Source organism: Halorubrum sp. CSM-61 (genome assembly GCF_003781945.1).
In the GTDB taxonomy this organism is placed as follows: Archaea; Halobacteriota; Halobacteria; order Halobacteriales; family Haloferacaceae; genus Halorubrum.
Map to the genome: position 1 here is coordinate 125,041 of NZ_RJJW01000002.1, position 20,103 is coordinate 145,143.

Below are 20,103 nucleotides of genomic sequence, written 5' to 3' on the forward strand. Positions count from 1 at the left end.
CGACACTGTGTGTGACTATGACACGGCCGGAGTTCCCGACAGCCACGGGGTCCGAGGGGTCGGCGCGCGCGTCCGGAGCGGTGACGTCGGCGAGCACCGAGGCCGTCGACGAGGCGCTGAAGACCCGCACGATGGACGAGGCGCCCGTCGGGATCACGGTCGCGGACGCGACGCAGCCGGACATGCCGCTGGTGTACGTCAACGCCGCGTTCGAGCGGGTAACCGGGTACTCGACCTCGTACGCGGTCGGTCGCAACTGTCGGTTCCTGCAGGGCGAGGCGACCCGGGAGAAGCCGGTGACCCGAATGCGCGCCGCCATCGAGGCCGGTGAGTCAACGACAGTCGAGCTGCGTAACTACCGGCGGAGCGGCGAGCTGTTCTGGAACGAGGTGACCCTCGCGCCGCTTCGGAACGACGCGGGCGAGGTCACGTACTACGTCGGCTTTCAACAGGACGTCACGCGTCGCAAGCGGGCCGAACAGGCCGTCGCGGACCGGGCGGCGCGGATCGAACGCGAGCGGATCGCGCAGGAGCGTCTGCTGGAGCGGCTGGACGGCGTCGTCGCCGACGTCACCGAGGCCGTGGCGCTGGCGTCGTCGCGGGAGGAGCTCCGACGGGAAGTCGTGCGGAGCGTCGCTGACACGTACACCGGCGCGTGGATCGGGACGTACGACCCGGCGACCGAAACGGTCGACCCGAAGGCGACGGCGGGTGAGGTCGGACCGGACATCGAAGCGGTCACCGTGGAAACCGCGGACGACACAGGTCGGTCGGCGGCCCCTGTCGTCGCGGCGGCGGTCGACGACCGGCGCGTGCGGCTCGAACCGATCGTGCCGGACGAGCCGACCGAAGCGGCGGCGGTCGCCGGCGTGCCGCTCTACTTCGGCGAGGCGACCTACGGCGTTATCGCCGTCTACGCGCAGACCGAGGAGTTCCGGCGACACGAACGCGACGTGTTGACGGCGCTCGGACGGACCGTCGCGATCGGCATCAACGCGCTCGAGAGCCAGCGGACACTCCGCGGCGAGGGCCTCGTCGAGTTCGAGCTGACGCTCGGTGGTCACCCGCTCGGCTCGTTCGCGGAAGCGCTGTCCTGCTCGCTCCGGCACGTGGGTACCGTTGGCGACCGCGGCGAGCGATCGCTGCTGTTCGAGCTCGACGGGGCGACGGACGTCGGTGCCGAGCGCGTCCGCGCGGCCGCAGAGGCGGCCGGCGTCACCGTCCACGCGGTCCTCGCCGCGGAGACCGAGGTCCCTGTGGTCGAGCTGTCCGTGGACGAGACGGAGTTAGAGGAACTGTGCAGGGAGTACAGCGGCGAGGTGTGCGGCTGGGCGGTCGAGGCGGGCGTCGCGGTCGCGACGGTCGAAGTCGGCCGCGAGGCCCTGGCGCGTTCGCTCGCGGCCGACGCGATGGAACGGCTGCCGAACGCGGACCTCCGCAGCTACCGCCGGCGGGAGGAGACGCGCCGGACCCCCGGCGGGTTCGTCGCCGAGATCGAGTCGCGGCTGACGGAGCGGCAGCGGGCCGCGCTGATCCGCGCGCACACGAGCGGGTACTTCGAGTGGCCACACGAGACGAACGGAGAGGAGATCGCCGACTCGATGGGCGTCAGCCGGTCGACGTTCCACCAGCACCTGCGGGCGGCACAGCGTAAGATCGCGGCGGCGATCGTCGAGCGCCGAGACGGACTGTGAACTCGACGCCCGACGGTCGCACGGCAGGCGGCCCGCGCCTGACGGACGAGAGACGGACGAGCGGCGGAGTCCGTCGACAAACAATAAAAGGTTAACAGGCTCGGTTCGTTACCTCCTTCCAATAGATGGCCAAGGACGTCAAACCGACTCGCAAGAACCTGATGGCGATCGAGGACCGCATCGAGCTCTCCGAGCGCGGTCACGACACGCTCGAACAGAAGCGTGACGGCCTCATCATGGAGTTCATGGACATCCTCGATCAGGCGCAGGACGTCCGCTCGGACGTCTCCGAGAACTACGAGACGGCCCAGCGCAAGATCGACATGGCCCGGGCGATGGAGGGCGACGTCGCCGTCCGCGGCGCGGCCGCGGCGCTGAAAGAGCACCCCGAGATCACGACCCAGTCGAAGAACATCATGGGCGTCGTGGTCCCGCAGATCGAGTCCTCGAAGGTCCGGAAGAGCCTCGACGAGCGAGGGTACGGCCTGCTCGGTTCCTCGGCGCGCATCGACGAGGCCGCGGACGCCTACGAGGAGCTACTAGAGAAGATCATCCTCGCCGCAGAGGTCGAGACGGCGATGAAGAAGATGCTCACGGAGATCGAGACGACCAAGCGCCGCGTGAACGCGCTGGAGTTCACGCTCCTCCCGACCCTGTACGAGAACCAGGAGTACATCGAGCAGAAGCTCGAAGAGCAGGAGCGCGAGGAGATCTTCCGCATGAAGAAGATCAAGGCGAAAAAGGAGGAAGAAGAGGCGGAGGAGGAAGCCGCCGCCGAGGCCGCCGCAACCGAGGAGCCGGAGCCCGCGGACTGACGTCCCAGAACGCCCGTTTTCACGCCCCTCGATCGCCGCTCTTTCGTCTATGTCCTGTCCCCACTGTAACGCCGCCGTCGTCGCGTTCGCCGTTCCGCCCGCGCTCCGCGAGCACGCGCCGGACTCCCTGACCGCTATCTGTACTCGCTGTCTGCGGACGGTTCCGGCGGCCGAGGCCGGCGCCGACGCCGAGACCGGCGAGCAGTTCGACGACGACGCGGATCCGGACCTCTCCGCCGTCGACCCCGCGTTCCCCGGCGGCGAGGCGGGCGTCGCGCTCGCGCTCGCCTGCGGCCAGTTGGAGTCGCTCGCGCTCAATCGGGCGTCGATCGAGGCGCTCGTCGAGCACGCGGAGCGGTCGGGGGCCGACGCCTTCGCCTTCTTCGAGCGGCTCGACGCCGCCGACGCCGCGTTCGACCTCGAACGGCGGCGGTCGGCGCTGCTCGATATGGTGTAGCGAACGAGATAATCGGATCCGGTAGCGATCGGTACGGGCAGAGTAGTGAGAGACTGCGAGAGTAAGTATGTCAGTGTAGCTGATCGGTCGTTTATAAGTGATCGAGTGATGTTGCTGTCGGCTGTTTATACGTGATCGATGGCACTGGGGTGAACACCCCCAAAGCCCCAGCCGCTCGGCTGTACGTGATCCGTCTCTCGGTGGCAAACACGTCCAAAGCCCCAGCCGCGAGGGCTCGCGCGACTCGCTTCGCGCTTCAGTCGCTCGCGGTGCTCGCTCCTTCCAGTGCTTGCGTCGTCGTGCTTCGCCCTCGCGACTGCCCCTTTGAGTCCCACCCGCACCGCAACCGCACAGCACCTCTCACCTCCCCAGCCTCGTCGGTGGTCCTCCGCGTTGCTCCGGACCACCGACTCCCTCGCGCGGCGCTCCTCACGGCCGCCGGTGGCGGCCGCTCGGAGGCGCGCGCCACCGCATTCGTCTTTTATAAGCGATCGTCACCGTCGCTCACGGCTATTTAAATACTAAATCGCCACCGCCGATCTGCAACACTTCCTCCCGCTATCGAGCGAGCGGGACCGCTTGGTGGCCGGTCGTTTCAATCGGCTTCGTCCCGATCCCGATCGTCGTCGATATCGATCCCGTCGGGGTCGTTCCACTCGTCTTCCGTTTCGTCTCCGTCGTCGTCCGCCTCGGTCCCGGCCGGCCCGAGGGACTTCTCCCCGCGCCGCCGCTCATGGACGGCGAGTCCGGCCTTGCGCGCGTCGCTCTCCGGTGCGTACGGGTCCTCGGAGGGGTCGTAGTCGCGTTCGCCGCGCTCGAACAGGTACGCGAAGAAGCCGAACAGCGGAACGAAAAAGCAGATGAGCGCCCACTTCCGGCGGTCCATCCCGTGGTTCGGCGCGTCGAGGTACGCGTAGGCGGCGAAGCCGACGAGCCACGCGAGCGGGACGCCGGCGAGGATGACGGCGACGATCGGGTCCATACCCCCGCTTCGGGCTCGTCGGCTTAAGCCTCAGGGGCGGAACGACGCCGCGGAGGCCGGCGCGGTCGCGGCACGGCGCGACCGATCGGACCCCGTTTCGACCGAGTCCTTTTGTGAGTCGCCGAGAACACCGCGCTCATGTCCTCCGTCACGATCGCGAACGTCGAGGCCGCCGCCGACCGGCTCGAACCGGCGGCGATCGTCCAGCGCACCCCCGTCGAGCGTAGTCGGTCGCTGAGCGAGCGGTGCGGCGCCGACGTGCGCCTCAAGATGGAACACCTCCAGCGCACGGGCTCGTTCAAGACGCGCGGCGCGTACAACGCGATATCGCGGGCCGTCGAGCGGGCCGCGGACGGAACCGACGGACCCGATATCGAGCGCGTCGTGGCCGCGAGCGCGGGCAACCACGCGCAGGGGGTCGCGCTGGCGGCGTCGGGCGCCGAGATCGACGCGACGATCGTGATGCCGGAGTCGGCGCCGGCGGCGAAGATCGAGGCGACCCGCGGGTACGGCGCCGAGGTCGTGCTCCGCGGGAGCGCGTTCCCGGAGGCGATGGCCCACGCGCAGACGCTGATCGACGAGCCGGGGGTCCACTTCGTCCACGCGTTCGACGACCCGGACGTGGTCGCCGGACAGGGGACCCTCGGGCTGGAGGTGCTCGATCAGGTACCGGACGTCGACACCGTCTTGGTCCCCGTGGGGGGCGGCGGACTCGCCGGCGGAGTCGCGGCCGCGGTCAAGGCGCGGTCGCCGGAGACGCGGGTCGTGGGGGTACAGACCGAGGGCGCCTCCACGCTCTCGGAGAGCCTCGCGGCCGGCGAGCTCGTGACGCGCGAGGAGCCGGACACCATCGCGGACGGGATCGCGACGGGCGGGCTGAGCGAGCTCACCTTCGGCCTCCTGAACGAACACCTCGACGACGCCGTCGTCGTGAGCGACGACGACGTGGCGGCCGCGATCCTCCTCCTCTTAGAGCGCGCGAAGCAGATGATCGAGGGCGCGGGCGCGACCGCCGCGGCCGCCCTTTTGAACGACGACGCCGTGGACGACCTCGACGTGGCCGGCGAGACCGTCGTCCCCCTGCTCTGTGGCGGCAACATCGACGTCACGACGCTGAAGGAGGTGGTGACGCACGCCCTCGTGGACCGCGACCAGCTGATCGAGCTGTCGGTCCGGATCGACGACACGCCCGGCACGATGGGGGAGATCAGCACCCTGATCGGCGGGGAGCGCGCGAACATCCGGACGGTGCGCCACGAGCGCAGCCGACCGGACCTGCCGGTGGGCGACGCCGACCTCGTGTTCGAGGTGGAGACCAACGGTCCGGCCCACGTCGATCGCGTTCTGAAGGCAGTGCGCGAGGCGGGCTACGAGGTCGAGTGGACGGCACAGGAGGGGTGAGGACGGCACCATCTACTTATAAATCGAACTGCGGTGGCGCGCGCCTCCGAGCGGCCGCCACCGGCGGCCGCGAGGAGCTCGTGCGAGGGACGCCGCGAGCGACCGGAGGGAGCGAGCGGCGAGGCTGGGGAGGTACGAGGCGCGGTTGCGGTGCGGTCGGGTGGGACTCAAAGGGGCAGCCGGCGAGGCGGGCGCAGGTGACGTAAGCACCGCAGGAACGAGCGCAACGAGTGACGAGGAGCGCAACGAGCGTGCGCCCGCCTCGCCGGCTGGGGCTTTGGAAGTGTTCGCCGTCTCGCCATTGGAGATTTATAAGCGGATCAGCCGATCCTCAAACTACTATTCTCATATTTCTGTTCTGTAGAAAATACTATCAATGAAAAGTGAATTATCAGAGACATGGGTAACAGTTCCAAGACGGACCTACAGCGAGACATCCTCCTCACGTGGTGGGAAAATCCGAACGCGACGAACAAGGAGATCGCGGACGCGTGTGACTGTTCGGCGTCGTACGTCAGCCAGATCAAGAACCGGTTCGACGACTACAACGAATTCGAAGCGATGATGGACAGACAGGACGCGGAGTTAGAGCAGATGTTCGGAGAGGGTATCTTCGGAAACAGTGAGACGGCACCGGCGGCAGTCGACCGGGGAGGACCGGGAGTCGCTGAACAGTGGAACGAGATCCCGAACAACATTCCGGGACTGTTGATCAAGCTCATTATCGTGGTGGTACTCGGATACGCGGCGGTCCAAGTCGGGATGACGCTCTTTCTCTGACCTTTTAAGACCCCAAAGTCGGATAACGGATTGTCAGTCTGCTCGATCCGACGATTTAAAACTCTCACCCGAGCTACCACGTCGTAATGAGTCTCGTCGTTACCGACACCCTGGAAGACGAGCGCGTCGAGTTCACGGCTGACGGCGACGTCACGCTGTACGTCTGCGGCCTGACGGTGTCGGACGACCCCCACCTCGGACACGCCCGCCTGTGGTTCCACGCCGACGTCCTCCACCGGTGGCTCGAACACGTCGGCTACGACGTGCGCCACGTCGAGAACGTCACCGACGTCAACGAGAAGATCACGGCCCGCGTCGGCGAGCGCGACGGGTGGACCGAAGAGCGCGACGTGGCCGAGGCGTTCACCGCGACCACCTTCGACGCGATGCGCGGGCTGAATCTGTTGCGCGCCGAGGTGTACCCCCGCGTCACCGAGCACGTCCCCGAGATCGTCGATCTCGTCGAGACGCTGGTCGAGAAGGGGTACGCCTACGAGTCGAACGGCTCCGTCTACTTCGACGTGACCGCGTTCGAGGAGTACGGGAAGCTCTCGAACCAGGACGTGGAGGAACTCGAAGCGCAGGGCGAGCCCGACGAGCGGTCCGAGAAGCGCAACCCGGCGGACTTCGCGCTGTGGAAGGCCGACGGCGTGAGCGAGACCGCCGCGCGCGAGCACGCCAAACACGACCACGGCGAGTCGACGCCGTCGGGCGAGACGTGGGCGTCGCCGTGGAGCGAGGGGCGCCCGGGCTGGCACGTCGAGTGCTCGGCGATGTCGACGACGCATCTCGGCGACACCCTCGACATCCACATGGGCGGCCGGGATCTGGTCTTCCCTCACCACGAGAACGAGATCGCGCAGTCGGAGGCCGCCACCGGCGAGACGTTCGCCCGTCACTGGCTCCACGTCGGCCTGCTGGCGATGGACGGCGAGAAGATGTCCTCCTCGATCGGCAACTTCTGGACCGTCCCGGACGCCTTAGAGGAGCTCGGCGTCAACGTCGTCCGCACCTTCTACGCCGGGGCCGCCTACCGCTCCGAGCAGGCGCTCACCGAGGAGACGATCAGCGAGGCCGAGGAGCGGTGGGAGCGCCTCTCGCGCACCTACGACCGCGCGGTCGCGGCGCTCGACTCCGTGGACGCTCAGGCGAAGGCCGAGGACGGCGAGTTCCGAGAGGCCGTCGAGACCGCCCGTGACGACTTCGCGAGCGCGATGAACGACGACCTGAACCTCCGGGAGGCGACCGCGGCGCTTCTGGACCTCACCGACGCGGTGAACCGGCACGTGGACGGCGCGGGCGACGACACGGGTGCGGGAGACGCGTACGACTACCGCGCCCTCCGCGAGGCGGTCGAGGCGTTCGACGACCTCGCGGGCGACGTGCTCGGGCTCCAGTTCGAGTCGACGACCGACGGCGACGTGGACCTGGCCGGCGAGCTGGTCGACCTGATTCTTGACGTGCGCGAGGCCGAGCGCGAGGCCGGCAACTACGAGCGCGCCGACGAGCTCCGGGACGCGCTTCGCGAGGTCGGCGTCGAGATCGAGGACGGTGCCGACGGGGCGTCGTACCGGTTCGAGTGACGACCGATCGGGAGCGCCGTCTCCTCGTCGGTCAGAGATAGTGGATCGACGTGTCGGTATCGGATCGATCCTGCAGATGCGAGTCGACGGCCTTCACCACGTCCCCGATCTTCCGCCCCGACTGACGGACGTAGATCAGCCCGCAATGAGTCAGTCCGTGGCCTTTGACGAGGGAGAGAAAATCGTCGTCGAACGTCAATAGGACCCAATCGTTGTCCGCCGCGAAACGCAATTGTTCGCGGTCGGGATCGCCGAGCGTGCCTTCGTCGCGTGCCGTGTGGACCGTCCGGCCGCGGCGACGGAGGCCGTCGGCGACCGGGATCCAGATACTCTCGTCGCAGTACAGCTCAGTCGTCATACCGCGGCCGACTCGGAGGAAGACGACCTGAAATCATCGATGTGATCGTAGTAGTACGCCAGCGCCCGGTGGACATCGGCGAGGCTGAGGTCGGGATACAGCTGCGTGATCTCGTCGGGTTCGTAGCCACTGTGTTCGTACGCTGCGGCGACATCCTTCACTCGAATCCCTGTCCCCTCGATCGTGGGCGCACCGTCGCTGTGTTCGGGATCTCGGACGATCACCATACGACCGATCGATCCCCCGACGACTTGAACTATCGGGTGGACGGATCGGGAGCGTCCTACTCCAACACGTGCTCCGTGTCGTACGATCCGAGCACTTTGACCCACCCGTTGTCGGCGATCGCCTCCACGTCCTCGACCGCCGTCGCCATGTGCTCCTCGTAGAGCCCGGCGTCGACGTCGAAGTGGAACAGGTAGTCGCCGAGGCGCTCGCCGCTCGGCCGCGACTCGATCCGCGAGAGGTTGAGGTTGCGGTCGGCGAACGCCTCCAGCAGTTCGAGCAGGAGGCCGGGGTAGTTCGCGTTCGGGTAGACGATCAGGGTCGTCTTCCCCCCGGCGTCGGAGCGCGCGGACTCGGGCGCGACGACGAGGAAGCGCGTCGCGTTGGAGGTGCGGTCCTGGATGTCCTCGGCGAGGATCTCGAGGTCGTCGCCGGCGTTGTCCGGGTGACCGATCCCGGCGACGCGGGCGTCCTCGCGGGCGCGCTCGACCCCGCGGGCGGTGGAGGCGACCGCCTCGAGCCCCGCGTTCGGGTAGTTGGCCTCCAGCCAGTTGCGACACTGCGCGAGCGCCTGCGAGTGGCTGGCGACGACGTCGAACTCCGGCCCCTGCGCGAGGAGGGCGTGGCGGATCGGGGTGACGACCTCGCGGGTGACCGCGACGTCGTGGTTCGCGAGGGCGTCGAGGCTCTCCGTGACGGAGCCCTCGATGCTGTTCTCGATGGGGACGACTCCGCGCTCGAACTCGCCGGCCGCGACGGCGTCGACGATGGCGGTGACCGACTCGCGGAACGACACCTCGGCGGCGACGGCCCGCGCCGCACGGTGCGAGTACGTGCCGGCCGGGCCGAGCGTGACGGCGTTCATCGCCCCTACCTATCAGACCGCGTTAGAAAAGCGTGCGGGGTCGCACGGATATTGGCAGGCGGGGCGGGGAACGGAGCGATCGGTCGGCGGTTCACTCCTCGTCGGTCGGCACCGCCGCCAGCGCGTCCTCGACGATCCGGACCGCGGTCGCGCCGTCGCGCCGCCCCACGACGACGACGAGCGTCTCCCCGGCGACGCCGGCGGCCGCGACCGCGACCTCGGCGGCCGCGAGCCGGTTGAGGACCGCCGCGAGCGCCGCGGCGTCGACCGCGCCGGTCGCGAGGATCGCGGTGTCGCGTCCCTCCGGCACGACCGCCGCGCCGCCGACGCGGAGGAGGGGGTCGGCGGCGGAACCGTCCTCCGCGTCCGCCGCGTCTACCGCCACCCCCACCCCGCTCCGCATCGACACGCTGGCCGCGCGGCCGGCGGTCGCGTACTCGGACAGCTCCTCGCGGAAGCGGCGGAGCGCGGTGGCGATCGCGTCGGTGTCGGCGTCACCGTCGTCGCCGAGGCCGGCCTCGGCGGCGAGCCACGCGGCGGCGGCGCTGTGGTTGAGGACGTCGGCGCGGAGCGCGTCGAGGACGAAGGGGCGCGCACGGGCGGCCTCGCGGGTCTCGGCTGCGAGCGACATGGCCGGACCTGCGGCGCGGGGCGGCATGGCGGTTTCGGTCGGGGGCTCGGAGGCGAGAGCGGTCGAGGGTCGGAGGCGAGAGACGAGTCCGGGTTCCCACGGCCTCGCACGTGCCGAAGTCCCTAAGAGCGGCGCGTCCCCAGTACACGTATGCAGTCGCTCGTCATCGTCGCACACGGCTCACACCTCAACCCGGGGTCGAGCGCGCCGACGTACGACCACGCGGACACCGTCCGCGCGACCGGCGCCTTCGACGAGGTGCGCACCGGCTTCTGGAAGGAGGAACCGCACTTCCGCGAGGTGCTCCGCACCGTCGAAGGCGACGAGATCTACGTCGTCCCGCTGTTCGTCTCCGAGGGCTACTTCACCGAGCAGGTGATCCCCCGCGAGCTCCGGCTCGACGGCTGGGACGTCTCCGAGTGGGACTCCGACGGCCTCTCGGCCGATCAGGCCGCCCTCGTCGCCGAGGACGTCGACCGCGAGGTCCACTACTGCGGCCCCGTGGGGACCCACCGCGCGATGACCGACGTGATCGTCCGGCGCGCGGAGTCGGTCACCGGCGACCCCGACGTGGGCGAGGGGTTCGGGCTCGCCGTCGTCGGTCACGGCACCGAGCGCAACGAGAACTCGGCGAAGGCGATCGAGTACCACGCCGACCGGATCGCCGAGCGCGACCGCTTCGACGAGGTGAAGGCGCTGTACATGGACGAAGAGCCCGAAGTCGACGACCTCCCGGAGTTCTTCGAGAGCGACGACGTCGTCTTAGTCCCCCTCTTCATCGCCGACGGCTACCACACCCAGGAGGATATCCCGGAGGACGTGGGGCTCTGTGAGGACCACACCGAGGGGTACGACGTGCCGACCGAGGTGGACGGCACCCGGATCTGGTACGCGGGCGCGGTCGGCACCGAGCCCCTGATGGCCGACGTAATCTTAGAGCGCGCCGCCGACGCCGGCGCCGACCTCGGGACCGCGCTCGACGACGTGCGCGAGACGACCCGCGTCGCCACGGGGGACTGACCGTGGCGGAACCCGCCTCCGACCCGGCCGACGCGGCGCGGGACGGCGCCCCCGAAGTCCCGGAGATCGATCTCCCGAGCGACACCTTCGACGCGGTCCTCGACGCGCTCGCCGAGCGCGACCCCGGCGACCCCCTCCGGTTCGAGGGGTTCAGCGTCGCGCGGGCCGACGAGGGCGACGGCGAGAGCGCCCCGGACGAGTACGTCCTCGCCGACGGCGACCGCCCGAGTAGACTGAGCGAGCGGGAACTCCACGAGGCGCTCGACGAGCGCGCCCCCGCGGTCACCGACTGGTACGCCTTCGAGCGCGTCGTCGGCGAGTTCGGCCCGCGCCGCGCGTTCCTGCGCTGGCTGGAGGACGCCGACGGCGCGACGGTGGCGACCCGGTACGCCGCGCTCGCCGAGGGGGTCGAGCGCGCGTGGGGCGAGCTACGGATCACGGCCACCGTCACCGACCGCGGCGAGCGCCGGTACGACGTGCGCCACGCCGACGACGCCGGCGTTTCGGTCGACGAGCTCGATAGCTACGACGACCCCCTCGACGCCCGCGAGCTGGTGACGTTCGACGAGAAGGGGCGGTACCGGCCGCTCAAAACCGCGCCGACGCTCGCGGGCGGCTGGGTCTTCCCCGACCTCGGCCCGCGGGACGCGTACGAGACGGTCGAGACGATCTACCCCGCGACGGTCGCCAACTGGCACCGCGAGCGCGAGGGCGAGCTCGACGTGACCCACTGGCGCGAGACGATGGAGCGGCAGTCCGGGATTTACGGAGTCATCAAAACGTGGGACCGCGGCGAGGGCCACGAGCACGTGAACTGGGTCGCGGAGGCGTGCTGCGACGACTCGCAGTGTCTGAAGCGCCGGGAGTGGCAGTACGACGACGAGACCGACCTCGACGTCGACGGCGGCGACGGCGTCTTCCCCTGCCGGGAGCCCTGCTCGGTCGTCGTCTCGGCCGCGCGCAAGTGGACCCGGCTGGAGAGCGAGCAGCCCCGGACCTACGAGTTCGAGCTGACGCCGAGCGAGAAGGAGCAGGTCGAGGAGATAATCGACGCGGTCGCCGACGGGAGGATCGACGAGATCCGCGAGGCCGACACGAAGGAGGGGGCGAACCGCTACCGGACCCGATTCCTCCGCGCCAAGCTGTTCGACGACGAGGGGAACCTCGGCGGCGTGCCGACCGATCCGGACGAGGAAGACGGAGACGACGCGGACGAAGACGACGCGGACGAAGACGACGAGGAGTAGCGGAGAGAGGCGACCCGAACCGCCCTCAGATCGGGTACTCGCGCGGCTCGTGCTGGATCGAGATCCACTTCGTCTCCGTGACCTCCCGGAGGAACGCGTCGCTGTTGTACTCGCCCACGCCCGAGGCGCCGACCCCGCTGAACGGGACGTGCGCCTCGTCGTTGATGGGCTGGTCGTTGATGTGGACGTTCCCGGTCTCCATGCGGCCGGCGATCTCCTTGGCGACCGAGAGGTCGCCCGCGTGGACGGCGCCGGAGAGCCCGTACTCCGTGCCGTTGGCGATCTCGACCGCCTCGTCCACGTCCGAGAACGGGATCACGGGCGCGATGGGGCCGAAGTGCTCGTTGCACGCCGCGGCCATGTCGTTCGTGACGCCCGAGAGGACGGTCGGCTTCACGACCAGGGAGTCGTCGACGCCGTCGATGTCGGCGGTCTCGCCGCCGGTCTCGAGGGTCGCGCCGGCGTCGACGGTCTCCTCGACGTACCCCAGCATCTCGTCGCGCTGGGACTCGTCGATGATGGGCCCGACGACCGTGTCGGGCTCGTGCGCGCTCCCGACCGCCAGCTCCTCGGCGCGCGCGGTCAGCTTCTCGACGTACTCGTCGTAAATGTCCTCGTGGACGACGTGGCGGTTGACGGAGATACACACCTGTCCCTGGTGGACGAAGGAGCCGAACGTCGCCGCGTCGACGGCGCGGTCGACGTCGGCGTCACTCGCGACGACGTGCGCGTTGTTGCCGCCGAGCTCCATCGCGGCCACGGCGAGGTTCTCGCCGGCGAGCCCGGCGACGTGCCTGCCGACCGACGTGGAGCCGGTGAAGGAGACCACGTCGCTCTCGGGGTGACTGGCGACGCGGTCGCCGATCTCGGAGCCGCGACCGGTGACGACGTTGAGCACGCCCTCGGGGAGGTCCGTCTCCTCGAAGAGCCGCGCGAACAGCAGCCCGCCCGTGATCGGGGAGTTCGTCGAGGGCTTGAGGACGACGCCGTTCCCGGCGGCGATGGCGGGGAGGACGGCCCGCGCGCTCAGGTTCAGCGGGAAGTTCCACGGCGAGATCACCGTCACCACGCCCTTCGGCCCGCGCTCGACGACGTTCTCCTTGCCGGGGATGTTCGACTCGGCGTGCTCGCCCTTCATCCGGCGGGGCAGCGTCGCGGCCTCGCCCGCGTGATCGGCGGCGATCTGTATCGAGGTCTCGCCCATGATCGCCGAGCCGCCGACCTCGTGGGCCAGCAGGTCGGCGACGGCCTCGTCGTGCTCCTGTAGCGCCTGCAGGAACTGCTGGATCACCGCCGAGCGCCGCGCCGGCGGCGCCTCGGCCCACTCCTCCTGTGCGGCGGCCGCGGCCTCGTAGGCGTCGTCGACGTCGCCCTCGGTCGCGGCGGGCACCTCGGCGACGACCTCGCGCGTCGAGGGGTCCTCCACGGCGATGGTCTCGCCGTCGCCGGCGGCGACCCACTCGCCGTCGATGTACTGCGCGCTCCAGTCGGCGTCGATGGACAGGTCGGTCGACATCTGTGGTTTACCAAACGGTAGAATCAGGGAAAAGGCGGCCGATAGGAGCGATATCACCCGGATCAAAGATCGAAGACAGGTCCTCGAAATCGGGTGTTTCTCGCCGATCGGGTCGCGCGCGTGCGATCAGGCGGCGCGAAAGCTTTAGACGGGAGAGCGGCCTACCCCGGGGCAATGAGTCGGGGCCCCGAGCTGATCATCACGGAGAAGGACAACGCGGCGCGTCGCATCGCCGACATCTTGAGCGGCGAGTCCGCGACGGCGGAGCGGGAGAACGACGTGAACGTGTACAAGTGGGGCGGCAAGCGCTGTATCGGCCTCTCGGGCCACGTCGTCGGCGTCGACTTCCCCGCCGAGTACAACGACTGGCGCGACGTGGAGCCGGTCGAGCTGATCGACGCGCCGGTCACGAAGGAGCCCACGCAGGAGGGGATCGTCGCCGCGCTCCGGAAGCTCGCGCGCAACGCCTCCCGGGTCGTCATCGCGACCGACTACGACCGCGAGGGAGAGCTGATCGGCAAGGAGGCGTACGAGCTGGTGCGCGAGGTGAACGAGGACGCGCCGATCGACCGGGTCCGGTTCTCCTCGATCACCGAAAACGAGGTAAACGAGGCGTTCGCGAACCCCGACGAGCTCGACTTCGATCTCGCCGCCGCGGGCGAGGCCCGACAGGTGATCGACCTGACGTGGGGCGCGGCGCTCACCCGCTTCCTCTCGCTTTCCGCCCGCCAGCTCGGCGACGACTTCATCTCGGTCGGCCGGGTGCAGGGGCCGACCCTCAAGCTGATCGTCGACCGCGAGCGCGAGATCCAGGCGTTCGACCCCGAGGCTTACTGGGAGCTGTACGGGAACCTGACCAAGTCCGGCGGCGATCCCTTCGAGGCGCGCTACTTCTACTTAAACGACGAGGGCAACGAGGCCGAGCGCGTCTGGGACGGCGACGTCGCCGAGGTGCTCACGGAGGCGCTCGACGCGGCCGACGAGGCGGTCGTCGACGACGTGCGCCGCCGCACCCGTACCGACGACCCGCCGACCCCCTTCAACACCACGGCGTTCATCCGCGCCGCGGGCTCGCTCGGCTACTCCGCGCAGCGCGCGATGTCGCTCGCGGAGGACCTGTACACCGCCGGCTACGTCACCTATCCGCGGACGGACAACACGGTGTACCCGGACGACCTCGACCCCGAAGAGCTGATCGAGGAGCTCTCGGCGGCCTCGACGTTCGGGACGGACGCGAAGGGCCTGCTGGAGCAAGACGAAATCGAACCCACCGAGGGCGACGAGGAGACGACCGACCACCCGCCGATCCACCCGACCGGGGAGCTCCCGTCCGCCTCCGACCTCTCGGAGGACGAGTGGGAGGTGTACGAGCTGATCGTCCGCCGCTTCCTCGCGACCTGCGCCGAGCCCGCGACGTGGGAGCGGCTCCGCGTCGTCGCGCTCGCGAACGGCGAGGCGACCGCGATCGCCGAGGGTGCGGACGGGCTCGCCGCCCTCCGGAACCCCGAGGAGGCGGCCGGTCCCGGCGAGCTCGTCGCCGACGGCGGGCTCCGCCTGAAGGCGAACGGGAAGCGCCTGCTGGAGGCCGGCTACCACGACGTGTACCCGTACCGCTCCAGCGACGAGCGGATCGTCCCGGACGTGGAAGTCGGCGAGACGCTCTCGCTCACCGATCGGCGGACCGACGCGAAGGAGACCCAGCCGCCCCGTCGCTACGGCCAGTCCCGGCTCATCGAGGAGATGGAGAAGCGCGGCGTCGGCACGAAGGCGACCCGCCACCGCACCTTAGAGAAGCTGTACGACCGCAACTACATCGAGAGCGACCCGCCGCGACCCACCCGACTCGCGGAGGCGGTCGTCGAGGCCGCCGAGGAGTTCGCGGAGCACGTCGTCAGCGAGGAGATGACCGCCCAGCTCGAGCGCGACATGCAGGCGATCGCCGCCGGCGAGAAGGAGTACGACGAGGTGACGGAGGCGTCCCGCGAGCTCCTCGACCGCGTGTTTGACGACCTCACCGAGTCGCGCGAGGCGGTCGGCGACCACCTCCAGAAGTCGCTGAAGGCGGACAAGACGCTCGGCCCCTGTCCCGAGTGCGGCGAGGACCTCCTCGTTCGGAAGTCGCGGCAGGGGTCGTACTTCGTCGGCTGCGACGGCTACCCCGACTGCGAGTACACCCTGCCGCTCCCCTCCACCGGGAAGCCGCTCATCCTCGACGAGACCTGCGAGGACCACGAGCTCCGACACGTGAAGATGCTCGCGGGCCGGAAGACGTTCGTCCACGGCTGCCCGCAGTGCAAGGCCGACGAGGCCGACGAGCAGGAGGACGAGGTGATCGGGGTCTGCCCCGAATGTGGTGAAGAACACGGGGGGGAACTGGCCATCAAACGCCTCCGCTCCGGCTCCCGGCTCGTCGGCTGCACGCGCTACCCCGACTGCGACTACTCGCTGCCCCTCCCCCGGCGCGGCGAGATCGAGGTCACCGACGAGACCTGCGAGGAGCACGGCCTCCCGCACCTCCGGGTCCACTCCGGCGACGAGCCGTGGGAGCTCGGCTGTCCCATCTGCAACTACCGGGAGTTCACCGCCAGACAGGAGGGCTCGGAGCTCCAGACCGTCGAGGGGATCGGCGAGAAGACCGCAGAGAAGCTCCAAGACGCCGGCGTCGACGGCGTCGACGACCTCAAGTCGGTCGACCCGGACGAGCTGGCGGCCGACGTCGACGGCGTGGGCGCGGACACGGTCCGCGACTGGCAGGCGAAGGCGGACTGACTCCCGACCGTCGGGGACCTCGTCGCCGTCGGGGGCACCGCCCTCTCCGTTTATAAGCTCCGAGCACATGGGGCGGGATATGGATGGATCGTGACGGCGAGTCGACACCGCGCGTGGTGCGGTCGTTCGTCGAGGCGGTTCCGACCCCGACGGTAGCCTGCGATCCCGAGTCCCTCGCGATCCGGGCGGCGAACGCGCCGGCCGCCGCGCTGCTCGGCCGGGACCGCGGGACCCTGACGCTGATGGGGATCACGGACCTCGGCGAGACCGACGAGACGGTCGACGGCGAGCCGGTGGCCGCGGCGGTCGAGGAGGCGGTCGACCTGGAGGGGGTTACCGAGTTCGAGTGGGAGACCGGCGGGGAGCGGGGGCGTCGCCGACTCTCGCTGTCGCTGCACGCGACGACGATCGCCGACGAGCGGTGGCTGATCGTCGGGGTGACCGACGTGACCGACCGCGTCACCGCGGCGGAGGCGCTCCGTTCGCAGCTCCGCGTCGTCGATGCCCTCGCCGCGACGGTACCGACCGCGCTGTTCCAGTGTACCGCGGAGGGGACGCTCGCGCGCTGGAACGACCGGCTCGCGGCCGACGTCGAACGCGACGGGGAGGAGCTGTCCGGGACCGACCTGACGGCGCTGTTCGACGACGCGACCCGCGACGCCGTCGCCGATGCGCTCCGGCGCGTGTACCGCGAGCGCGAGCCGGCCGACTGCGAGGCGACGCTTTTGACGCGGTCCGGCGAGCGCGTCCCCTACCGACTCGCGCTGGGGCCGATCGTCGACGGCGACGAGGTCGTCGGCGCGGTCGGCGTCGGCGAGGACCGCACGGAGGCGTCGATCCGCGAGGAGCGGCTCGCCGTCCTGACGCGGGTGCTCCGGCACAACTTCCGGAACGACCTCAACGTGGTGACCGGGTTCACGGAGCGGGCGATCGAGGCCGTCGAGGACCCGGAGCTGGCGACGGAGCTCGAACGGGTCGTCGACACCGCCGATCGCCTGCTCCGGGTGGGCGAGACCTCTCGGCGCGTCGAGCGCCTGCTCGCGGACCGGCCCACACCCCAGCCGATCGACCTCGCGGACGCGGTCGAGGAGGCGCTGATCTCGCTCCCCGAGGAGCTCCGCGAGGGCGCCGATGTCGAGGTCGACGTGCCCGACGGGATCACGGTGTCGGCGATCGGCTACCTCGCCGAGGCGATCGCTGAGCTCGTCGACAACGCGATCCGCCACAGCGACGCCGACCGCCCGCGCGTCGAGATCGCGGCCGCCGAGCTCCCGAGCGAGTCGTGGGCGTCGCTGGTCGTCGCCGACGACGGGCCGGGGATCCCGCCCGCCGAGCGCGCGGTGCTCACCGGCGAGGAGACGCCGCTGGAGCACGCCAGCGGGCTCGGGCTCTGGTACGTCAACTGGATCGTCGGCGCCGGCGGCGGGAGCTTCGACATCGGCGCCGCGTCGACCGGCGGGACGCGGATCGAGATGGAGCTTCGGACGCCGAACGACGAGTGAGGCGGCGGCGCGAGCGGTGATCCGAGGCCGACCGACTCACTCGACGAGGCGGACCTCGTCGCCGACCGCGATCTCGTCGGCCGCGCCGGCCGGGAGCTCGATCACGGTGTCCGCGCGGCCGCGACCCAGCCCGACGAACGGGGCGAGCCGCTTCGTCTTCCGCACCTCGCCGTCGACTACCCACAGCGCGTCGATCGCGAAGGGGACGAACAGCATGTGGAGCCACTGCGTGTCCGGGGCGTCGAAGGGGAACACCAGGGCGTAGCCGTCGGGGATAGACCGCCGGAACATCAGCCCGCGGCCCTGTTCGAGCGTCGAGCGCGCCACGTCGACGTCGCCGGCGAGGAGGGTCTCCTCCGAGTTGCCGGACCGGTCGCTGCGGTGGACGAGTCGCACGCCCGGCACGTGACGGGCGCCGGATAAATAGCCTCGCGATCGGTCGGCGGCGGTGCCGGCGGTTCCGGCGGCGGCGCCTAGCTCGCGTCGCCGTACGTCTCTTCGAGGTACTCGACGATGTCGTCGCTCTCGGGCATCGCGTCGATCCCGTGTTCCTCGTCCACGAGGACCGGCACGCCGGTCTGCCCGGAGATCTCCTCCACCTCGGTGCGCTCGCCGTGCGAGCGCGGCACCATCACCGACTCGTACTCTAAGTCGAGGTCGGCGAGCTTGGTCTTCACTTTCGCGCAGTACGGGCACCCTTCCAGTTCGTAGAGTTTCAGGTTCGTCATCACCGGTGAGTAGGAGACAGACGCGTAAAGAAGTACGGTGGACGGTGCACGCGGCGCGCACGGGCGGCGTCCGTACTTAAAAAAATCGCGTCACGAATTAAAAAGGAACCGCGCCGACGCCGCCGCTCAGAGGGTGACGCCGCCTAGAGGATGACGCCGCGCGTCTGCAGCACGTAGTAGAGCGCCAGCAGCGCCGCGATGACGTACTGGCCGAGCGCGACGTCGTCGTACTCGCCGACCGCGACCTTGATCAGCGGGTAGGCGACGATCCCGGCCGCGAGCCCGTCGGCGATCGAGTAGGCGAACGGCATCACGGTGACGGTGAGTCCGGCGGAGACGGCCCACGCGGGGTCCTCCCAGTCGACCTCGACGAGCCCCTGCAGCATCATCACGCCGACGACGATCAGCGCGATGAAGGAGGCGTACGCCGGGATGGCGGCGACGACGGGGATCACCGCGAGCGACGCGAGGAACAGCAGCGCGACGACCAGCGCCGTCAGGCCGGTGCGGCCGCCCTCCTCGACGCCCGTCGACGACTCGATGTACGTCGTCACCGTGGAGGTGCCGAGCACCGCGCCGGCGGTCGTCCCCACCGCGTCGGCCATCAGCGGCTTATCCATGTCGGGGAGGTCGCCGTCCTCGTCGAGGAAGTCGCCGAACTGCGAGACGCCGATGAGCGTCCCGGCGGTGTCGAAGAAGTCGACGAAGAAGAACGTGAACACGACCAGGACGAACGTGAGCGGGTCGATCTGTCCCAGCCCGTCGACGAACGCGCCCGCGAGCGGCGTGATGTCGTACTGCGCGCTCGGGAGCGTCTCGGGCGTGATCGTCCCGCGTCCGAAGACGCCGGCGAGGGTGAGCCCCCAGCCGGCGGCGGCGGTCGTCAGGATGCCGATCACGATCGAGCCCGTGATCCCGCGGGCCCAGAGGCCGAAGGTGAACGCGAGCCCGAGTATCCCTAAGACCGCCCACGGGTTTCCGAAGACCCCGCCGAGCGTGACCAGCGTCGCGTCGTCGGGGACGACGATCTGGAGCTCCTGGAAGCCGATGAAAAGCAGGAAGAGACCGATACCGGCGCCGACCGAGCGCTTCACCGGCTCTGGAAACAGCCGGATGACGTACTCGCGCGCGCCGACCGCGGTGAGCAGCATGAACAGGATCCCTTCGACGAAGACGGCGGCCAGCGCCGTCTGCCACGGGACGCCGAGCCCGAGCACGACCGTGTACGCGAAGAAGGCGTTGAGCCCGAGCCCCGGTGCGAGCCCGAACGGCCGGTTCGCGTACAGCGCCATGACGACCGTCGCGATCGCCGCCGAGAGGATCGTCGCGATGGCGATCATCTGGAACACTTCGCCCTGCCCGTACTCCTCGATCTGGATCGCCTCCGAGAGGATCGCGGGGTTCACCACGATGATGTACGACATCGCGAGGAAGGTTGTGAGCCCGGCAACCAGCTCCGTCCGGACGTCGGAGTCGTGCTCCTCTAGGTCGAACCGCGCAGCGAGCGTGTCTGTAAGCCCCATTGAACGG

The 20,103-nt window shown here is 69.6% G+C and carries 19 protein-coding genes; 10 read left to right on the forward strand and 9 right to left on the reverse strand.

What is annotated here, in order from left to right; all coding sequences use genetic code 11:
• The first annotated feature begins 17 nt into the window (after nucleotides 1–17).
• The 3 genes from EDM04_RS03770 (at nucleotide 18) to EDM04_RS03780 (ending at nucleotide 2,966) form a co-directional block, all read left to right on the forward strand.
• Nucleotides 18–1,694 carry a helix-turn-helix domain-containing protein gene (locus EDM04_RS03770; RefSeq protein WP_123619822.1) on the forward strand — a complete coding sequence of 559 codons (1,677 nt, stop codon included), beginning with the start codon at nucleotides 18–20 and terminating at the stop codon, nucleotides 1,692–1,694.
• 125 nt (nucleotides 1,695–1,819) lie between these two features.
• Nucleotides 1,820–2,509, forward strand: a complete 690-nt coding sequence (locus tag EDM04_RS03775) for a V-type ATP synthase subunit D (RefSeq protein ID WP_123619823.1) — start codon at nucleotides 1,820–1,822, stop codon at nucleotides 2,507–2,509.
• 49 nt (nucleotides 2,510–2,558) lie between these two features.
• The gene (locus EDM04_RS03780; protein ID WP_123619824.1) at nucleotides 2,559–2,966 is read left to right on the forward strand and encodes a DUF6276 family protein; all 408 of its coding nucleotides are present in this window, start codon (nucleotides 2,559–2,561) and stop codon (nucleotides 2,964–2,966) included.
• Nucleotides 2,967–3,561: 595 nt separating this feature from the next.
• Here the strand turns inward: EDM04_RS03780 and EDM04_RS03785 are convergent.
• Nucleotides 3,562–3,948 (reverse strand): PLD nuclease N-terminal domain-containing protein, encoded by a 387-nt coding sequence (locus EDM04_RS03785; RefSeq protein ID WP_123619825.1) that lies wholly within the window; start codon nucleotides 3,946–3,948, stop codon nucleotides 3,562–3,564.
• Nucleotides 3,949–4,086: 138 nt separating this feature from the next.
• Between EDM04_RS03785 and ilvA the strand changes: the two genes are divergently transcribed.
• The 3 genes from ilvA (at nucleotide 4,087) to cysS (ending at nucleotide 7,712) form a co-directional block, all read left to right on the forward strand.
• Nucleotides 4,087–5,349 carry a threonine ammonia-lyase gene (ilvA, locus tag EDM04_RS03790; RefSeq protein ID WP_123619826.1) on the forward strand — a complete coding sequence of 421 codons (1,263 nt, stop codon included), beginning with the start codon at nucleotides 4,087–4,089 and terminating at the stop codon, nucleotides 5,347–5,349.
• A 399-nt stretch (nucleotides 5,350–5,748) separates the two neighbouring features.
• Entirely contained in the window at nucleotides 5,749–6,129 is a 381-nt protein-coding gene (locus EDM04_RS03800) for a MarR family transcriptional regulator (RefSeq protein WP_123619828.1), read from the forward strand.
• Between the two features lie 86 nt (nucleotides 6,130–6,215).
• Nucleotides 6,216–7,712: a cysteine--tRNA ligase gene (gene cysS / locus EDM04_RS03805; protein ID WP_123619829.1), complete on the forward strand. Its 1,497-nt coding sequence runs from the start codon at nucleotides 6,216–6,218 to the stop codon at nucleotides 7,710–7,712.
• A gap of 31 nt (nucleotides 7,713–7,743) precedes the next feature.
• Here cysS and EDM04_RS03810 read toward each other — a convergent pair whose 3' ends face one another.
• The 4 genes from EDM04_RS03810 to EDM04_RS03825 all read right to left on the reverse strand — a co-directional run bounded on the left by EDM04_RS03810 (nucleotide 7,744) and on the right by EDM04_RS03825 (nucleotide 9,791).
• The gene (locus tag EDM04_RS03810; protein WP_123619830.1) at nucleotides 7,744–8,070 is read right to left on the reverse strand and encodes a DUF5615 family PIN-like protein; all 327 of its coding nucleotides are present in this window, start codon (nucleotides 8,068–8,070) and stop codon (nucleotides 7,744–7,746) included.
• Complete coding sequence (locus EDM04_RS03815; RefSeq protein ID WP_123619831.1) at nucleotides 8,067–8,297, reverse strand: DUF433 domain-containing protein; 231 nt, start codon at nucleotides 8,295–8,297, stop codon at nucleotides 8,067–8,069. The genes EDM04_RS03810 and EDM04_RS03815 overlap by 4 nt, the downstream gene beginning before the upstream one ends.
• Before the next feature lie 56 nt (nucleotides 8,298–8,353).
• On the reverse strand, nucleotides 8,354–9,160 hold the full coding sequence (gene pheA / locus EDM04_RS03820) for a prephenate dehydratase (RefSeq protein ID WP_123619832.1): 807 nt from the start codon (nucleotides 9,158–9,160) through the stop codon (nucleotides 8,354–8,356).
• A 91-nt stretch (nucleotides 9,161–9,251) separates the two neighbouring features.
• Complete coding sequence (locus tag EDM04_RS03825) at nucleotides 9,252–9,791, reverse strand: hypothetical protein (protein WP_123619833.1); 540 nt, start codon at nucleotides 9,789–9,791, stop codon at nucleotides 9,252–9,254.
• Between the two features lie 150 nt (nucleotides 9,792–9,941).
• On the opposite strand from EDM04_RS03825, the gene EDM04_RS03830 reads away from it, so the two are divergent.
• On the forward strand, nucleotides 9,942–10,811 hold the full coding sequence (locus EDM04_RS03830) for a CbiX/SirB N-terminal domain-containing protein (RefSeq protein ID WP_123619834.1): 870 nt from the start codon (nucleotides 9,942–9,944) through the stop codon (nucleotides 10,809–10,811).
• A 2-nt stretch (nucleotides 10,812–10,813) separates the two neighbouring features.
• Entirely contained in the window at nucleotides 10,814–12,058 is a 1,245-nt protein-coding gene (locus EDM04_RS03835; protein WP_123619835.1) for a DR2241 family protein, read from the forward strand.
• Nucleotides 12,059–12,083: 25 nt separating this feature from the next.
• Here EDM04_RS03835 and EDM04_RS03840 read toward each other — a convergent pair whose 3' ends face one another.
• Nucleotides 12,084–13,574: an aldehyde dehydrogenase family protein gene (locus EDM04_RS03840; protein WP_123619836.1), complete on the reverse strand. Its 1,491-nt coding sequence runs from the start codon at nucleotides 13,572–13,574 to the stop codon at nucleotides 12,084–12,086.
• A gap of 174 nt (nucleotides 13,575–13,748) precedes the next feature.
• Between EDM04_RS03840 and EDM04_RS03845 the strand changes: the two genes are divergently transcribed.
• Entirely contained in the window at nucleotides 13,749–16,343 is a 2,595-nt protein-coding gene (locus tag EDM04_RS03845) for a DNA topoisomerase (protein ID WP_123619837.1), read from the forward strand.
• An 83-nt stretch (nucleotides 16,344–16,426) separates the two neighbouring features.
• On the forward strand, nucleotides 16,427–17,845 hold the full coding sequence (locus tag EDM04_RS03850) for a PAS domain-containing sensor histidine kinase (RefSeq protein ID WP_123619838.1): 1,419 nt from the start codon (nucleotides 16,427–16,429) through the stop codon (nucleotides 17,843–17,845).
• 36 nt (nucleotides 17,846–17,881) lie between these two features.
• Here EDM04_RS03850 and EDM04_RS03855 read toward each other — a convergent pair whose 3' ends face one another.
• The 3 genes from EDM04_RS03855 to EDM04_RS03865 all read right to left on the reverse strand — a co-directional run bounded on the left by EDM04_RS03855 (nucleotide 17,882) and on the right by EDM04_RS03865 (nucleotide 20,096).
• Nucleotides 17,882–18,250, reverse strand: coding sequence for a DUF192 domain-containing protein (locus EDM04_RS03855; RefSeq protein WP_123619839.1), 369 nt, complete (start codon nucleotides 18,248–18,250; stop codon nucleotides 17,882–17,884).
• A 68-nt stretch (nucleotides 18,251–18,318) separates the two neighbouring features.
• Nucleotides 18,319–18,573: a glutathione S-transferase N-terminal domain-containing protein gene (locus EDM04_RS03860; RefSeq protein WP_123619840.1), complete on the reverse strand. Its 255-nt coding sequence runs from the start codon at nucleotides 18,571–18,573 to the stop codon at nucleotides 18,319–18,321.
• 143 nt (nucleotides 18,574–18,716) lie between these two features.
• Nucleotides 18,717–20,096, reverse strand: a complete 1,380-nt coding sequence (locus EDM04_RS03865; protein ID WP_123619841.1) for an NCS2 family permease — start codon at nucleotides 20,094–20,096, stop codon at nucleotides 18,717–18,719.
• Nucleotides 20,097–20,103: the final 7 nt, after the last annotated feature.

Coding starts and splice junctions, on each gene's coding strand:
- EDM04_RS03830 (WP_123619834.1), top strand. CDS start 9,942: ATGCAGTCGCTCGTCATCGTCGCACACGGCTCACACCTCAACCCGGGG.
- EDM04_RS03850 (WP_123619838.1), top strand. CDS start 16,427: ATGGATCGTGACGGCGAGTCGACACCGCGCGTGGTGCGGTCGTTCGTC.
- EDM04_RS03810 (WP_123619830.1), bottom strand. CDS start 8,070: ATGACGACTGAGCTGTACTGCGACGAGAGTATCTGGATCCCGGTCGCC.
- EDM04_RS03860 (WP_123619840.1), bottom strand. CDS start 18,573: ATGACGAACCTGAAACTCTACGAACTGGAAGGGTGCCCGTACTGCGCG.
- ilvA (WP_123619826.1), top strand. CDS start 4,087: ATGTCCTCCGTCACGATCGCGAACGTCGAGGCCGCCGCCGACCGGCTC.
- EDM04_RS03825 (WP_123619833.1), bottom strand. CDS start 9,791: ATGTCGCTCGCAGCCGAGACCCGCGAGGCCGCCCGTGCGCGCCCCTTC.
- EDM04_RS03865 (WP_123619841.1), bottom strand. CDS start 20,096: ATGGGGCTTACAGACACGCTCGCTGCGCGGTTCGACCTAGAGGAGCAC.
- EDM04_RS03840 (WP_123619836.1), bottom strand. CDS start 13,574: ATGTCGACCGACCTGTCCATCGACGCCGACTGGAGCGCGCAGTACATC.
- cysS (WP_123619829.1), top strand. CDS start 6,216: ATGAGTCTCGTCGTTACCGACACCCTGGAAGACGAGCGCGTCGAGTTC.
- EDM04_RS03780 (WP_123619824.1), top strand. CDS start 2,559: ATGTCCTGTCCCCACTGTAACGCCGCCGTCGTCGCGTTCGCCGTTCCG.
- EDM04_RS03845 (WP_123619837.1), top strand. CDS start 13,749: ATGAGTCGGGGCCCCGAGCTGATCATCACGGAGAAGGACAACGCGGCG.
- EDM04_RS03770 (WP_123619822.1), top strand. CDS start 18: ATGACACGGCCGGAGTTCCCGACAGCCACGGGGTCCGAGGGGTCGGCG.
- EDM04_RS03800 (WP_123619828.1), top strand. CDS start 5,749: ATGGGTAACAGTTCCAAGACGGACCTACAGCGAGACATCCTCCTCACG.
- EDM04_RS03775 (WP_123619823.1), top strand. CDS start 1,820: ATGGCCAAGGACGTCAAACCGACTCGCAAGAACCTGATGGCGATCGAG.
- EDM04_RS03785 (WP_123619825.1), bottom strand. CDS start 3,948: ATGGACCCGATCGTCGCCGTCATCCTCGCCGGCGTCCCGCTCGCGTGG.
- pheA (WP_123619832.1), bottom strand. CDS start 9,160: ATGAACGCCGTCACGCTCGGCCCGGCCGGCACGTACTCGCACCGTGCG.
- EDM04_RS03815 (WP_123619831.1), bottom strand. CDS start 8,297: ATGGTGATCGTCCGAGATCCCGAACACAGCGACGGTGCGCCCACGATC.